The sequence below is a fragment of the Devosia sp. Root635 genome, from assembly GCF_001427605.1.
Lineage (GTDB): Bacteria > Pseudomonadota > Alphaproteobacteria > Rhizobiales > Devosiaceae > Devosia.
Window position 1 is genome coordinate 308580 of the sequence record NZ_LMGZ01000001.1, and the last position, 14375, is coordinate 322954.

At 64.9% G+C, this 14375-nt stretch carries 14 protein-coding genes and 1 riboswitch; of the genes, 12 read left to right on the forward strand and 2 right to left on the reverse strand.

Going from position 1 to position 14375, the window contains the following annotated elements; translation table 11 throughout:
• The first annotated feature begins 33 nt into the window (after positions 1-33).
• Positions 34-375, forward strand: a complete 342-nt coding sequence (locus ASD80_RS01520; RefSeq protein ID WP_056227928.1) for a DUF6968 family protein — start codon at positions 34-36, stop codon at positions 373-375.
• Here ASD80_RS01520 and ASD80_RS01525 read toward each other — a convergent pair.
• Positions 337-1254: a 4-hydroxy-tetrahydrodipicolinate synthase family protein gene (locus ASD80_RS01525; protein ID WP_056227931.1), complete on the reverse strand. Its 918-nt coding sequence runs from the start codon at positions 1252-1254 to the stop codon at positions 337-339. The genes ASD80_RS01520 and ASD80_RS01525 overlap by 39 nt on opposite strands.
• A 343-nt stretch (positions 1255-1597) precedes the next feature.
• Here ASD80_RS01525 and ASD80_RS01530 point away from each other — a divergent pair, with 343 nt between their 5' ends.
• Positions 1598-2764, forward strand: coding sequence for a sensor domain-containing diguanylate cyclase (locus ASD80_RS01530; protein WP_056227933.1), 1167 nt, complete (start codon positions 1598-1600; stop codon positions 2762-2764).
• Here the strand turns inward: ASD80_RS01530 and ASD80_RS01535 are convergent.
• Positions 2761-3813, reverse strand: coding sequence for an A/G-specific adenine glycosylase (locus ASD80_RS01535; RefSeq protein WP_056227936.1), 1053 nt, complete (start codon positions 3811-3813; stop codon positions 2761-2763). The two genes, ASD80_RS01530 and ASD80_RS01535, sit on opposite strands and share 4 nt — an antisense overlap.
• 239 nt (positions 3814-4052) lie before the next feature.
• Here ASD80_RS01535 and ASD80_RS01540 point away from each other — a divergent pair, with 239 nt between their 5' ends.
• The 10 genes from ASD80_RS01540 to gcvH all read left to right on the forward strand — a co-directional run bounded on the left by ASD80_RS01540 (position 4053) and on the right by gcvH (position 14373).
• On the forward strand, positions 4053-4517 hold the full coding sequence (locus tag ASD80_RS01540; protein WP_056227939.1) for a DUF721 domain-containing protein: 465 nt from the start codon (positions 4053-4055) through the stop codon (positions 4515-4517).
• A 117-nt stretch (positions 4518-4634) separates the two neighbouring features.
• Entirely contained in the window at positions 4635-5372 is a 738-nt protein-coding gene (locus tag ASD80_RS01545) for a thioredoxin domain-containing protein (protein ID WP_056227942.1), read from the forward strand.
• 174 nt (positions 5373-5546) lie between these two features.
• Complete coding sequence (locus tag ASD80_RS01550; protein ID WP_056227944.1) at positions 5547-9002, forward strand: chromosome segregation SMC family protein; 3456 nt, start codon at positions 5547-5549, stop codon at positions 9000-9002.
• 772 nt (positions 9003-9774) lie between these two features.
• The gene (locus tag ASD80_RS01555; RefSeq protein ID WP_056227948.1) at positions 9775-10167 is read left to right on the forward strand and encodes an AtpZ/AtpI family protein; all 393 of its coding nucleotides are present in this window, start codon (positions 9775-9777) and stop codon (positions 10165-10167) included.
• 17 nt (positions 10168-10184) lie between these two features.
• Positions 10185-10940 carry a F0F1 ATP synthase subunit A gene (locus tag ASD80_RS01560; RefSeq protein WP_056227951.1) on the forward strand — a complete coding sequence of 252 codons (756 nt, stop codon included), beginning with the start codon at positions 10185-10187 and terminating at the stop codon, positions 10938-10940.
• A 68-nt stretch (positions 10941-11008) separates the two neighbouring features.
• Entirely contained in the window at positions 11009-11236 is a 228-nt protein-coding gene (locus tag ASD80_RS01565) for a F0F1 ATP synthase subunit C (protein WP_056227959.1), read from the forward strand.
• Between the two features lie 101 nt (positions 11237-11337).
• A complete protein-coding gene (locus ASD80_RS01570; protein WP_082554971.1) occupies positions 11338-11937 on the forward strand; it encodes a hypothetical protein in 600 nt (199 codons plus the stop codon).
• A gap of 4 nt (positions 11938-11941) precedes the next feature.
• Positions 11942-12445, forward strand: coding sequence for an ATP F0F1 synthase subunit B (locus ASD80_RS01575; RefSeq protein WP_056227961.1), 504 nt, complete (start codon positions 11942-11944; stop codon positions 12443-12445).
• A 139-nt stretch (positions 12446-12584) separates the two neighbouring features.
• A riboswitch (glycine riboswitch) is annotated at positions 12585-12673 on the forward strand.
• Between the two features lie 157 nt (positions 12674-12830).
• A complete protein-coding gene (gene gcvT, locus ASD80_RS01580) occupies positions 12831-13997 on the forward strand; it encodes a glycine cleavage system aminomethyltransferase GcvT (protein WP_082554972.1) in 1167 nt (388 codons plus the stop codon).
• A 10-nt stretch (positions 13998-14007) separates the two neighbouring features.
• Entirely contained in the window at positions 14008-14373 is a 366-nt protein-coding gene (gene gcvH / locus ASD80_RS01585) for a glycine cleavage system protein GcvH (protein WP_056227964.1), read from the forward strand.
• Positions 14374-14375 lie beyond the last annotated feature (2 nt).

Below are 14375 nucleotides of genomic sequence, written 5' to 3' on the forward strand. Positions count from 1 at the left end.
ACCATACGGCCACTGAGCTGTTGAGGCACGGTCATGATAGCGAGTCGAGTTCTGCAGATCGTGAACGACAGCGGCCCCAGCACGCCCTTGGAAGTGCGTATCTATCAGCCTGTCGTGGAAGACAGATCCTGGGCGTGTCACTATGATATTGATTGGCCGAACGGGCCCCGCAAAAGCGCCGCCCATGGCGTGGATTCGGTTCAGGCGATCAACCTGGCGATGACAAAGATCGGCGCGGAACTATATGCCAGCGACTACCACGCGCGGGGTCAGCTCGTCTTTGAGAAGCCCGGCAATGGTTATGGATTCCCCGTCCCCAGGCCCATGAGGGATGCTCTAGTCGGCGACGACGCGAAGTTCGGTGGTGGCGCGTAGCTCTCTATCGATCCTTCCCACCAGTCCCGCACTCACCGGCACCATGGGCAGCCGCATTTCCGGGCTGTCGATCAGGCCGTCCCGCCACAGCCAGTGCTTGATGGCGCCTGGACTGGGCTCGGCAAACAGCAGCCGGGGAATATCGACGAGGCCCTGCCAGTCGGCCAGCGCGCCCGGCTGGTCACCGGCGAGCAGCTTGTCGCGAACAGCGGCAAACGCGGCGGTGCGGACATGGGCCGAGGCCAGGATGGCGCCGTCGGCGCACTGGGTCAGCGCCGCATAGTAGAATGCATCCTCCCCGGTCAGCACGGCGAAATGGTCCGGCTTCTGCCGCAACAGGTCGAAGCTCTGTGCCGGGTCGGCGCAGCAATCCTTGACGCCAATGATATTGGTTCGCTCCGCCAGCCTGAGCATCGTCTCGTTGCCGAGGTTAACCCCGGTTCGATAGGGAATGTTGTAGATGAGGATGGGCTTGCCGGTGCTGTCGGCCAGGGCCGAAAAATGCGCGAACAGGCCGTCCTGGGATGGCCGCGTGTAGTAGGGGCAGGCGATCAGGTAACCGTCCATGCCCCAACCATCCGTCCGCTCTACCGCCCCGACCAGCTTGCGCGTGTCGCTGCCGGAAAGCCCCAGATAGGCTGGAATGCGCCTTCCGGCCGTATCGAGCTCCGCGCGGGTGATCGAGACCAGCCGTTCGGCTTCCGCATCGTCCAGTGCCATGCCCTCCCCCGTTGTCGCGCCGAGGATGAAGCCGTCGATCGGCTGGGCGGCATAGTGGCCGACCAGCCGGCGCAAGGATCGTTCGTCGAGCGCCCCGTCGCGAAACGGGGTGATGAGCGGCAGCCAGAGGCCGTGCAGGGGTGAGAGGTTCGCGTCCATAGTCGTGTCTCCTTGGGCCGGAGACGGAGCGCGCATAAAAAGCCCCGTCCGAAACCGGCGGGGTCTTGTGATCCGTGTGCTTGCTAAAAACTGCGCGCTGCGACCATCAGCCCCTGAGCGGGGCTTTTTTCGAGGTCTTGAGGCTGGCGTGGCGGCAATTCATGGGGCGAAACTCGTTCATGCCCGCCCTGTTGTCAATGGCGAGCTCGATCGCCGCCTGCGCAATTTCTTAACGATAGCAGTGATCTATCCGCATGGTCGCAACGGACGAAGGCTGGTGTTAACCGGCGGCGTCCAGCATCGGCGCCTGTGTTATCGGCTGGGGGACGCTGCCGTGACCGTTATGGTTGGCCTTAATATCGTGATCGCCGCCTTGCTCGGCTTTTCGTCGGCACTATGTGTCGGTGCCAGCATGGGAATGCGCGGCAATGTGCCGATGGCGTGGCTTGCCGTCGCAATGGCCGCGGGAAGCGCGCAGACCCTGGTCATGACCCTCGCTGGTGGCGGGCCCTGGGAAGTCGCCGCCGCCGCGACCCTGGCCCCGCTCGGCTATCTCTGCGCTGGCCAGGCCATCCGGGAGATGTCGCCTCACGCCCCGCAACGCCGTGTCATTATATCGGTGGTCGCCGCCCTGTCCGGGCTCGCGGTGATCCTGCTGTTGCTCGATGTTCCCTTCTTCTACCAGGCCCTGAGCATTCAGGCGGCCTGCACCATTGCCGTCACCGATGCGATGATCCAGTGGATACGGCAGGTGCAGCGGCGCCCACTCGATACCATGCTGAGCATAGGCCTCGGCCTGATCACGATAACCTGCGCTATCCGAATTCCGGTGGTGCTGATCCTGTTTGGCCCGGACGCAACCTTTGCCGAGCTGCATGAGTCAGTGTTCGAGACCGCAGTGATGAGCGTTTCCGGCCTGCTGGTGCCGCCGGTCATCTTCCTGCTGCTGGCGCGCAATGTCAGCGACGTCATCGCCGCCTATCAGCGGCAGTCCGAGCATGACGGCCTCACCGGCCTGCTCAATCGCCGCGCCTTCGACCAGGCCGCGGAAAACTGCCTGGCCGATGGCGGCAGCGTCATCTTCTGCGATATCGACCATTTCAAGCTGGTCAATGACCGCTTCGGCCACGAGGCGGGCGATGACGTGATCTGCACCTTTGCCGTGCTGCTGGCCCGCACCGGGCACCATGCCGGCCGCATCGGCGGCGAGGAATTCGCCCTGCTGCTGCCGGGCAAGTCGTCCGAGGAGGCCTTTGCCCTGGCCGATATGGTCCGGGCGCGCTTCAACGAAACCATGCACCCGATCCTGGCCGCGGGCGAACGGCTCAGCGCCAGCTTCGGCGTTTCCGAATGTGCCCCCGGCGAATCACCGCGCACTGCCTTCCGCCGCGCCGATGTCGCGCTCTATCAGGCCAAGGAAACCGGTCGCAACCGGGTAGTGGATTTCACCGCCGTCAAGAACCACCACGCCGAGGTTCTCGCACCGCATTCGCCGCTTCAGGCCGCCTAATCCAGGCCGGCCTGGGCCAGCACCTTGCGGAACAAGGTCGGCAGCGCCTCGCCCCTGAGCGCCCGGCGCTCGGCCCACCAGCCACCGGCCAGCCTTTCGGGGCTCACCACCGCCGACCACACCTCCAGTTCCAGCCGGAAGTGGGTGAATACATGCACCACCTGCCCCCGATGCTGCCAGGCGGCCTCCACCGGATAATCGGCGAGCGGCAGCATCGTTGCCCAGTCCGACCCAGGCACCTCGGTCATGCCGCCGAGCAGTCCCTTTTCCGGCCGGCTCTGCAGATAGACATCGCCATCGGCATCGACCATCACATAGGCATGACCCTTGCGCGTGGGCCGCTCAGGCTTGGCCGCCTTGAGCGGATAGCGCGTCGGATCACCCGTTTTCGTCGCAGCGCATCCGGGCTGGATCGGGCACACCATGCAGGCTGCTGCACGCGGCGCGCAGATGGTGGCGCCGAGATCCATCATCGCCTGCGCAAAGTCCCCTGCCCGTTCGGGCACCGCGGCCTGCAGCGCCGCGCGCAATCCCTCCTTGGCCTCGCGCACCGGCACGGGCAGCGCATAGTACCGCGCCAGCACCCGGTCGAGATTGCCATCAAGTACCGCGACACGTTCGTCAAAGCAGATGGCGGCGATGGCGGCGCTGGTATAGGCGCCCACGCCCGGCAGCGCCTGCAACCCCGCCGAACTCCGCGGAAACATGCCGCCATGTTCGCGCACCACCGCCTGCGCGCAGGCATGCAGGTTCCGCGCCCTGGCATAGTAGCCGAGCCCCGCCCACTCCTTGAGCACGCTGTCGAGCGGCGCTGCCGCGAGGTCGAATATGGTCGGCCACAGGCTGGTGAAGCGCCGGAAGTAGCTCTTCACCGCCGCCACCGTGGTCTGCTGCAGCATCACTTCGCTCAGCCAGACCCGATAGGGATCGGGCTTGATGCCTCGCGCCCGATCACCCGGCGAGACGCGCCAGGGCAGGTCGCGCGCATGGCACTCGTACCAGGCGAGCACAGCCGGGGCATCGATAGGAGCGGGATTGGAGAGATGCATATGCTTCCGATAACCTCGCCCCGGCTATCTGCACAAGAGGGAGCGATCACCCCCCCAACGCCATCACCCGGCTCGTCCGGGTGATCCATTTCTTGGCATGTGCGAAGCCGTGGATTGCCCGGACGAGCCGGGCAATGACGCCGGGGGTGGGCTTTGCCCTTGTGGGACGATCGGCTGGGCGGTACTCCATCACCATGGCCAAAAACGAGCAGCCAGAACCGAAACGTCGCAATCGGACGATGAACATCGCCGACATACTTGGCGGCGCGCTCGATCCGGTGCTGAAGAAGCGCGGTTTTGCCAGCCGGGACATCATCACCCACTGGGTCGCCATGGCGCCTCCGCCCTATGACGTGGTAGCCATTCCCGACAAGCTGACCTGGCCGCGCGGCGAGCGCAGCGCCGAGGGGGCCACGCTGCTGCTGCGCTGCGTGCCGGGCCACGCGCTGGCCATCGCCCATGAGGGGCCCAGGATCGCCACCGCCATCAACCGCTATTTCGGCTTCGTGCTGGTGGGGTCCGTCAAACTGTCGGCCGAGCCGTTCACACCGGGTTCAGGCGACAAGGCGGAAAAGCACAGCCAACCGAACCAGAGTGTCATCGCAAAGGTCGGGGCCCAGGTGGCCGAAGTGGCGGACGATGATCTGAGGGAAGCGTTGCGGACACTGGGTCACGCGCTATCCAGCAGATCGGGGAGGAAGTAGCCCGCCATTATATGCGACAATGCAACCGGACCGTTCACCGTAGGTTGATGAATGTGCCCACTTGCCCACACAATTGCCCCGTGTAGTGTCGCGCACATCAAAACAGGAGCGTTAGCCGTGAAATTCAACCGCCGTGACACCCTAATTCTGGCCGCTGCCGCATCGGCTCTGAGCCTTTGCGGGGTCGCCACCGCCAACGCCGCCGAAGGGGACGTTGTCGATGTCGCCAAGCTGATGGCGCCCGCGGGCGGCGTGGCTGACCATGTGCGGGGCAGTGAAACCGCGCCCGTCACGGTCATCGAATACGCCTCGCCGACCTGCCCGCACTGCGCGGCCTTCTCCAACGATGTGCTGCCGAGCTTCGTGGAAGCCTATGTCGATACCGGCAAGGTCAAGTTCATCACCCGGCCGTTCGTACGCAACGTGCTCGATGCGGCCGTGTTCATGCTGGCCGAGGCCGCCGGCCCGACCAACTACCACAATGTGCTGGCGACCTATTTCAAGACCCAGACCACCTGGGCCGCATCGCAGACGCCGCGCGACGCCATTCTCGAAATCGCCAAGCAACTGGGCTTTACCCAGGAAACTTTTGATGCCGCATTGACGAATCAGGAGCTGTTCACCGGGATGGAAGCCTTGCGCGAACAGGCGCTCAACGAATTCGCTCTGGCAGGCACTCCGACATTCTATGTCAACGGCAAGACGCTCACTGGTGACAAGACGCTCGAGCAGCTCGCCGCTGAGATCGATCCGCTCATTCCTGCCGATTTCGTGCCGACTGCCCCCGCTGCCGAGGCTCCGGCCGTCGATGCAATGGCTCCTGCTGCAACGGATGCAATGGCTCCTGCGCAATAGACCTGACGAACACCGGCTCCCCTTCTCCCCTCGTGGGAGAAGGTGGCGCGCAGCGACGGATGAGGGGGCTTTCCCACGCATTCGGCTCGCGGAGAGACCCCCTCACCCTCGAAAATCCGCTGAACGCGGCTTTTCTATCCCTCTCCCACAAGAGGAGAGGGGAAGAGGGGGCCAATGAAATTCTCCCGCCTTAAACTCCACGGCTTCAAGTCGTTCTGCGACGAGACCACACTCGTCATGGAACCCGGCCTCACCGGCATTGTCGGCCCCAATGGCTGCGGCAAGTCCAACCTTGTCGAAGCCATGCGCTGGGTCATGGGCGAAAGCTCCTACAAGGCCATGCGCGCCTCGGGCATGGACGATGTGATCTTCTCGGGCTCGGGCAATCGCCCCGCCCGCAATTCGGCCGAGGTCACCCTCGTCCTCGACAATGCCGACCGCACCGCACCCGCCGCGCTCAACAATGCCGACGTGCTGGAAGTCACCCGCCGCATCGAGCGCGAGGCCGGCTCGGTCTATCGCGTCAACGGCAAGGAAGTGCGCGCTCGCGACGTGCAACTGCTGTTTGCCGACGCCTCCACCGGCGCCCATTCGCCCGCCATGGTGCGGCAGGGCCAGATCGGCGAATTGATCGCCGCCAAACCCACCGCTCGCCGGGCCCTGCTCGAAGAAGCCGCCGGCATATCGGGGCTGCATTCCCGCCGCCATGAGGCCGAGCTGCGCCTGCGCGCCGCCGAAGCCAATCTCGAACGCGTCGACGACATCATCGCCCAGGTCGAGACCCAACTCGAAACCCTCAAGCGCCAGGCCCGTCTCGCCACCCGCTATCGCTCGCTCTCGGGCGATATCCGCCGCGCCGAGGCGACGCTCTATCATATCCGCTGGGTCGCCGCCCGCTTCGCCGAGAAGGAAACCGAGGCGCAGCAGGGCGTGCTGGTGCGTGAACTCGCCGACGCCACCCATCTCGAGCTGCAGGCGCAGAAAAAGCTCGAAACCGCCGATGCCGCTTTGCAGCCGTTGCGCGACCGCGAGGCCGTCACCGGCGCCGTGCTGCAGCGCTATACCATCCTCGCCGAGCAGCTCGCCGAGGAATCCCGCCGCGCCAGCCAGCGCCGCGCCGAGCTCGAAGATCGCATCCGCCAGCTCGCCGCCGACGGCACCCGCGAGCGTGAATTGGTGACCGAAGCCGAAGTGACCCTTGCCGCCTATGCCGAGGAACAGGCGCGCCTTGCCGCCGAAGGCGAAGCCGCGCAGTTCGATTTCGACCATGCCCGCATGGAGGCCGACAGCGCCCGCGCCACCGTCGCCAGTGCCGAGCTGGATGCCCGAGCCGCGGCCGATGCGCTGGCCCAGGTCCGTGCCCGCCGCGCCCAGGCCATCCGTTCGACCCAGGATGCTATGGGCCGCATCAATCGCCTGACCCAACAGGTCGCCGAAGTCGACAACGAAGCGCGTACAGTCGCCGCCAGCCTCGATGCCGATGAAACCCTCACCCTCAAGCGCGCCGCCCTTACCGCTGCGCAGGCCCGCACCGCCGAAGCCGAACAGTTCGCCACCGCGGCCGAGGAAGCCACCATCGCAGCGCAGAGCAAGCTCGACGCCGCCCGCCCGCGCCTCGCCGAAATCGAAGCTGCGCTCAACCGCCTCGAAGCCGAAGCCGCTACGCTGGGCAAGATGCTCAATGTCGGCGCCAGCCTGTGGCCGGCCATCGTTGACCAGCTCAAGGTCACATCAGGCTACGAAACCGCGCTCGGCGCCGCTTTGGGCGACGATCTCGAAGCCAGCTCCGATGCCGGCGCGCCGATGCACTGGTCGGTGCCTGTCGATCACAGCGACGATGCCGCCCTGCCTCAGGGCGCCGAACCGCTCTCCCGTTACGTCACCGGCAGCCCGCTGCTCAAGCGCCGCCTCGACCAGATCGGCCTCATCGATACCGCTGATGGCCCAGGCCTGATGCACGCGCTCAAGCCCGGCCAGCGCCTCGTCACCGCGAACGGCGCCCTCTGGCGCTGGGACGGTTTCGTCGCTGCCGCCGACGCTCCGAGTGCCGCCGCGCAGCGCCTGGCCCAGCGCAACCGCCTCGCCGATCTCGACGAGGAAATCGCCCGCGCCAAGGGCGAACGCAATGGCTGGAAGCGCGACGTCGAGGCGCTGACCGCCACGCTCGACACCGCCCGCCAGGACGAGCGCGGCAAGCGCGAAGCCTGGCGCGCCGCCCAGCACGCCATCGGCGCGGCGCAGTCCGAAGTCGACAAAGCCCAGCGCGCCATCGGCGACCTCACCACGCGCCAGTCGGCGCTGGAGGAAGCCCGCATCCGCCTCGCCTCCAGCCTCAGCGAGGCCGAAGCCATCCGCGCCGATGCCGAGCAGGCCCTGCTCGACGCGGGCACCGAGGACGATGCGGCCCGGCTCGCCGAAGCCCGCCAGTCCGTCCTCACCACCGCCCGCGACCAGGCCGATCAGGCCCGGCTCAAACTGGGCAGTTTCGAGACGGCCGCCCGCATGCGCGAGAGCCGCCTCACCCAGCTCGAACGCGACAGCCAGAGCTGGCAGCGCCGCCGCGACGGTGCCCTTGCCCAGCTTTCGACCCTCGACCAGCGCAGCGCCGAGGTCAGCGCCCAGCTCGCGAGTGTTAACGAAACCCCCGATGGCTTTGCCGCCCGCCGGGCGCAGCTCGACGACCAGATCGAGCAAGCCAGGATCGAGCACAAGGCGGCCGGAGACAGCCTCAATATCGCCCAGGCCGGCTGGCGCGACGCCGACAAGGCGCTCAAGACCGCCAGCGACCTGCTCGGCAATGCCCGGATCGAGCTGACCCGTATCGAGGAGCGTATCAAGGGCTTCATCGCCCAGCGCCAGCAGATCGAGCGCCAGATCGAGGAAATCCTCGACATCCCCGCCAGCAAGACGCTGGAGGCCTCGGGCATTCGCGCCAGCGAGCCCCTGCCTTCGGAAGCGGCCACCGAGCAGAAGGTCGATCGCCTCAAGGCCGAGCGCGAACGCCTCGGCGGCGTCAACCTCTCCGCTGAAAAGGAAGCGGTCGAGGTTCAGGAAAAGCTCGACCTGATGGTCAAGGACAAGGACGATCTGATCGAGGCCATCGCCAAGCTCCGGCAGGGCATCCAGTCGCTCAATCGCGAGGGCCGTGCCCGCCTCAACGAGGCCTTTGTCAAGGTCAATGGGCATTTCCAGGAGCTGTTCACCAGCCTGTTCGGCGGCGGCATGGCCGAACTCAGCTTCGTGGAAAGCGACGACCCGCTGGAAGCCGGGCTCGAAATCATCGCCCGTCCGCCGGGCAAGAAGCCGCAGACCATGACCTTGCTTTCGGGCGGCGAACAGGCACTCACGGCCATGAGCCTGATCTTTGCGGTCTTCCTCACCAATCCGGCGCCGATCTGCGTGCTCGACGAAGTCGATGCGCCGCTCGACGACGCCAATGTAGAGCGCTTCTGCAACTTGCTCGATTCCATGCGCCAGCGCACCAATACGCGCTTCATGGTCATCACCCACAATCCGATCACCATGAGCCGGGTGGATCGCCTGTTCGGCGTCACCATGGCCGAACGCGGCGTGAGCCAGTTGGTCTCGGTGGACCTGACGACAGCCGAGAGCTTTCGCGAGGCGAGCTGACCCAACCGATGGTGGCAGGTGGCACCATCCCACCCCACCCAGGATGTCATCCCGGCCTCGAGCCGGGATCCATCCCGAGATCGCGCCACAGCCGCAAGGTGGAGCGGTGGCCCGGATATCGGGGCAGCATCTACCCACCCCACAATCGCCTCCCGCGGACTTGATCCGCGGGTCACTCCCAACACGGCACAAGCGGCGAGAGGCCCCCGGATCAAGTCCGGGGGAAGCGATTGTGGGTGGGAAGGAAGTTGCCCGACTTATCCATCTTATCCCCCTCGCCAAAACCGCGCGTATGATCCTCCCCATCTTCCGGGGTACGGGCGGCGCTGCAGCGACGGGCGTCCGGAAGCCAGCCGGGGGAGTGGGGGTCGCGCTCCGCTCCGGGTCGAGCGGACGAGGCGTTTGGGCGGGGWACAAGTCCCGGCATCCCGAGGCGGCTTCCGTCTCATATTTAATTCTCAGAGGCGAAGGCCGTCTCGGGATCCGCACGCTGCCAGTCCTGGCATGCGTTCGTCTATTGATAACCGCATCACAGGCGGCGGTTCCACACGCCCCTTGCGTGCCAGAATCCCTACCGTCCCGCCGCCGCATCGCGACGGCGCCCTATGGACAGCATGCCGCACCCCTGCGACAAGCTGATTTTTACATATATTTCAAAGGTTTATGGCCGGTAAGGTTATCTTGACACTCTCCGGGCCCACCACTATGTTGCGCGCGACTTAAAGGGCGTCCCGGAAATTCCGGGAGGAAGCCGGCCAAAGGGAGCGAGCGGATGGTGAAACCGCAAGATGACCAGGGCCAGCCAGACAGCGCCAAAGGGGTGACGCGCGATCTGGCATCGCGCATCGCCTCAGCCAAGCGGGAGCGCGACATCGAGGACAACAGAGCCTCGAAGACCGCTCCCCCGCAGATGACTGGTATGGCGCGCGGCATGCGCATCGGCACCGAGTTCATTGCGGCGATCCTGGTCGGGGCCGCTATCGGCTACGCCATCGATCTTGGCCTGGGAACCAGACCCTGGGGCCTGCTCATCATGTTTCTGGTGGGTTTTGCTGCTGGAATACTCAATGTTACCCGTGTGGTAACGCAAATGAACAAGGCGGCGCCGCCGCCACCAGGTTCGGATCTCGGTCCGGATGTGGGCGAAGAAGACGACGACAGGTAGACCATAGGGGTTTGGGCGTGGCCGATCCGAATAAAGTAGATCCGATCCACCAGTTCGCGATCACCAACGTCTTCTCGACCGGCGAGGGCGGCTTTGCCTTCACCAACTCGGCGCTGTTCATGGTGCTGACGGTTGGCCTCATCGTCATCTACATGCTTGGCTCGACCGCGCGCCGCAGCGTGGTTCCCGGCCGGGCGCAGGTGGTTTCCGAACTGCTCTACGATTTCGTGGCCAATATGGTCCGCGGTGCCGCCGGCTCCGAGGGAATGAAGTTCTTCCCCTTCGTGTTCAGCCTCTTCATGTTCGTGCTCATCGCCAACATGTTCGGCATGGTCCCGTTCTTCTTCACCGTTACCAGCCACATCATCGTCACCTTCGCCCTTGCCATGCTGGTCTTCGTCGTGGTCGTCGGCTACGGCATCTATCGCAACGGTTTCAAGTTCTTCAAGCTGTTCGTCCCGGCCGGCGTGCCGGTCTATGTGCTGCCCATCGTGGTGCCGATCGAGATCGTCTCGTTCATTTCGCGCCCGATTTCGCACTCGGTGCGACTGTTCGCCAACGTGCTGGCCGGCCATATCACGGTCAAGGTGTTTGCCGGCTTCATCATGTCGCTCGGTTCCCTGGGCTTTCTGGGGTTCCTCGGCGCATCGCTGCCGTTGCTCATGACCATCGCGATCACGGCGCTCGAATTCCTCGTCGCGGCTCTGCAGGCCTATGTGTTTGCGGTGCTGACGGCGATGTACATCAATGATGCGATCCATCCGTCGCATTAGACGTCAACAGATCCGTGGTCGTCACTGCGTTGACCCGGATCACCCAGCAGCTCAAAAGGAGCAGGATAATGGAAGCTGAAGCAGCGAAGTTTATTGGTGCGGGTATCGCCGCGATTGGTATGGCCGGCGCCGCCATGGGCGTGGGCAACATTTTCGGCAGCTTCCTGTCGGGCGCCCTGCGCAACCCGTCGGCTGCTCAGAGCCAGTTCGGTAACCTGATTTTCGGTTTCGCCGTGACCGAAGCCTTGGGCATTTTCTCGTTCCTGATCGCCCTGCTGCTGCTGTTCGCGGTCTGATTTTCCGCAACCCAGTCGGAGCGGCGGCCGGGAGGATTTTTCCTTCGGGCTGCCGTTTCCTTATACGGCCTTCTGGCCTGCTGCTTTATGGGTAGATCAATATGGAATCCGAAACTCCAGTAGCGACCGAGGGTCACGAACCCATCGATGCCTCCGCTGAAGGTGGCGCCGTCCACGCGACGACCGAGGCCCATGGCGGCGAGGAGCATTCCGGTGCATTTCCGCCGTTCGATCCTTCGACCTTCGGCACCCAGATAATCTGGCTGGTGCTGGCTTTTGTCGTGCTCTACTTCACCATGAGCCGGCTGGCCCTGCCCCGCATCGGCGGCATTCTTGCCGACCGCAAGGCGCGCATCGATGGCGATCTCGCCGCCGCTGACAGCGCCCGACAGAAAACCGATGCAGCCATCGCTGCCTACGAAGACGCCCTGGCGACTGCCCGCAAGAAGTCCCAGGCCATTGCCGAAGAGACCCGCGCCGGTATCCAGGCCGACATCGACTCCAAGCGCAAGGCCGTCGAGACCGAGCTTTCCGCCAAGGTCGCTGCTGCCGAAACCAGCATCCAGGCCACCAAGAAGGAGGCACTCGGCCATGTTGCCGAGATTGCCGCCGATACGGTGCAGGCCCTGGTCACGCAATTGACCGGCTCGGCCACTGCCGACGAGGCCCGCAAGGCCGTCGCCGCCGCGGCAAAGGAGTAAACAGATGGATTTCTCATCTATCGACGCAACCACCTGGGCGACGATCTGGGCGACCATCTCGCTGCTGATCTTCATCGGCGTCGTTGTCTATATCGGCGTGCCGAAAATGGTCGCCAAGATGCTCGATCAGCGTATTGCCCAGATCGAGACCGACCTGGCCGAGGCCAAGCGCCTGCGCGAAGAGGCCGAAAACCTGCTGGTCGATTATGAGCGCAAGCGCGTTGCCGCCGAGGGCGAAGCCGAGGGCATCGTCACGGCCGCCAAGGAAGAAGCCAAGCGCCTGGCCGATGATGCCAGCGCCAAGCTGGCGGACCTGATCGCTCGCCGCACCAAGGCCGTCGAGGACAAGATCGCCCAGGCCGAAGCCCAGGCGCTCGGTGAAGTGCGCGCCAGCGCCGCCGAGCTGACCGTGGCTGCCGCCCGCATCGTGCTCAGCCAGCAGATGCCCAGCAAGGCCGACGACCTCGTCGCCAAGGCCATCCAGGACGTCGGCGCCAAGCTCAACTGAGCGAAAGCGCAGAACAGATCAAAGGGCGGGCAGTTATGCCCGCCCTTTTCATTTGCGCTAAACTGGACGGTGGTCCCGCATAAATCGGTGATGCAGTAGCCGTCGCCAATTGACGCCTTCCGGAATCTCGACCATGTTGCGGCCAGCTGCGGGAGAGATTGGATTTTCTCCAGCGCCGAAGGAGCAACCGCCCCGGAAACTCTCAGGCAAAAGGACCGCAGTCAGGTCAACAACTCTGGAAAGCGGATCGGATAGCCGGTCCCACCGAAGGAGCAACCGGCGCTCAGCCGGGAAATCTCTCAGGGCAAGGACAGAGGGGGCACGGAATATTCGCCGCAAGGCGGGTGCAATCGTGTCGCCTTGTTTCATTTCCCGGGATGTGTTGATGGCCGAAACCTCGCCCACAAACCTCAAGACCACACCGCTTTTCGAGCGCCACCAGGCCGCAGGCGGCCGCATGGTGCCGTTCGGCGGCTATTCTCTGCCCGTGCAATACCCCTCCGGTATCATGACGGAACACAAATGGACCCGCGAACAGGCGGGCCTGTTCGATGTCAGCCATATGGGTCCGAGCTTTCTCGTCCTCAACAATCCCAGCGGCGACGCAGAGGCAGACCACGCCGCCATTGCCGCCATCATCGAGCCGATGATCTGCGGCGATATTGCCGGCCTCAAGCCAGGCCAGGTGCGCTACACGCTGCTGCTCAACGAAAAGGGCGGCATCATCGACGACCTCATGGTCGCCCGCTCGCCCAAATTCGCCGGCTCGCTCTATATCGTGGTCAATGCCGGCACCAAGGAAGGCGACTTCGCCCGCATCGCTGCCGCGGCCGGCGACAGGGCCCGGTTCAGCCGCGCCGATGACGGTGCGCTGCTGGCGCTGCAGGGCCCGGAAGCCGTCGGCGTCCTCGCCAGCCTCATGCCCGGCGTCGTCGAGCTCGGCTTCATGCAATACGGGCCCTATGAACTGAACGGGCAGACTGTCATCGTCTCCCGCTCGGGCTATACTGGCGAGGACGGGTTCGAACTGCTCTGCCCCGCCCCGTTCGCCAATACGCTGTGGGACGCCCTGCTCGCCGATCCGCGCGTCAAGCCGATCGGGCTCGGCGCCCGCGACAGCCTGCGCCTCGAAGCCGGCCTGCCGCTCTATGGCCACGACCTCGACGAGACCGTCTCGCCCATCGAAGCCGATCTCGGCTTCGCCGTCTCCAGACGCCGCCGCGAGGCCGGTGATTTCCCCGGCGCCCCCAGAATTCTTGCCGAACGCGATGGCAAGCTCAGCCGCATCCGTGTCGGCCTGATCGTCGAAGGCGCCCCGGCCCGCGAGGGCGCCGAAATCCTCGACGCTTCCGGCGCCGCCATCGGCGTCGTCACCAGTGGCGGTTTCGCTCCATCGCTGGGCAAGGCTATCGCCCTGGGCTTCGTGCCGCCCGCCCATGCCAGCCATGGCAGCAAGCTCCAGGTGTCGGTCCGCGGCCGCGCCCAACCGGCCGAGGTGGTCCCTACCCCCTTCGTGCCACACCGTTATTTCCGCAAAGCCAAAGCCAGTTGAGAGGCCAGCCATGACCACCAGGTTCACACCGGACCATGAATACATCCGCGTCGAGGGCTCGACCGGCATTGTCGGCATCACCAACTATGCGCAGGAAGCGTTGGGCGACATTGTCTTCGTCGAGCTGCCCAGCGTCGGCAAAGTGCTGAAGAAGGGCGACGAGGCCGCCGTGGTCGAAAGCGTCAAGGCCGCCTCGGAAATCTATGCCCCCGTCGCGGGCACGGTAATCGAGGTCAATGACGCCCTTTCCGGCGAACCGGGCCTGATCAATGCCGACCCGGAAGCGGGCGGCTGGATCTACAAGATCGCCATAGCCGAGGCCGGTGAAATCGACAGCCTGCTCGACGCAACCGCCTATGCGGACCTGACGAAGTAAGA

Bases quoted from the DNA above. Each gene is read 5' to 3' on its own strand.
- ASD80_RS01520 (WP_056227928.1), top strand. From the start codon at position 34: ATGATAGCGAGTCGAGTTCTGCAGATCGTGAACGACAGCGGCCCCAGC.
- ASD80_RS01525 (WP_056227931.1), bottom strand. From the start codon at position 1,254: ATGGACGCGAACCTCTCACCCCTGCACGGCCTCTGGCTGCCGCTCATC.
- ASD80_RS01530 (WP_056227933.1), top strand. From the start codon at position 1,598: ATGGTTGGCCTTAATATCGTGATCGCCGCCTTGCTCGGCTTTTCGTCG.
- ASD80_RS01535 (WP_056227936.1), bottom strand. From the start codon at position 3,813: ATGCATCTCTCCAATCCCGCTCCTATCGATGCCCCGGCTGTGCTCGCC.
- ASD80_RS01540 (WP_056227939.1), top strand. From the start codon at position 4,053: ATGAACATCGCCGACATACTTGGCGGCGCGCTCGATCCGGTGCTGAAG.
- ASD80_RS01550 (WP_056227944.1), top strand. From the start codon at position 5,547: ATGAAATTCTCCCGCCTTAAACTCCACGGCTTCAAGTCGTTCTGCGAC.
- ASD80_RS01555 (WP_056227948.1), top strand. From the start codon at position 9,775: ATGGTGAAACCGCAAGATGACCAGGGCCAGCCAGACAGCGCCAAAGGG.
- ASD80_RS01565 (WP_056227959.1), top strand. From the start codon at position 11,009: ATGGAAGCTGAAGCAGCGAAGTTTATTGGTGCGGGTATCGCCGCGATT.
- ASD80_RS01570 (WP_082554971.1), top strand. From the start codon at position 11,338: ATGGAATCCGAAACTCCAGTAGCGACCGAGGGTCACGAACCCATCGAT.
- ASD80_RS01575 (WP_056227961.1), top strand. From the start codon at position 11,942: ATGGATTTCTCATCTATCGACGCAACCACCTGGGCGACGATCTGGGCG.
- gcvT (WP_082554972.1), top strand. From the start codon at position 12,831: ATGGCCGAAACCTCGCCCACAAACCTCAAGACCACACCGCTTTTCGAG.
- gcvH (WP_056227964.1), top strand. From the start codon at position 14,008: ATGACCACCAGGTTCACACCGGACCATGAATACATCCGCGTCGAGGGC.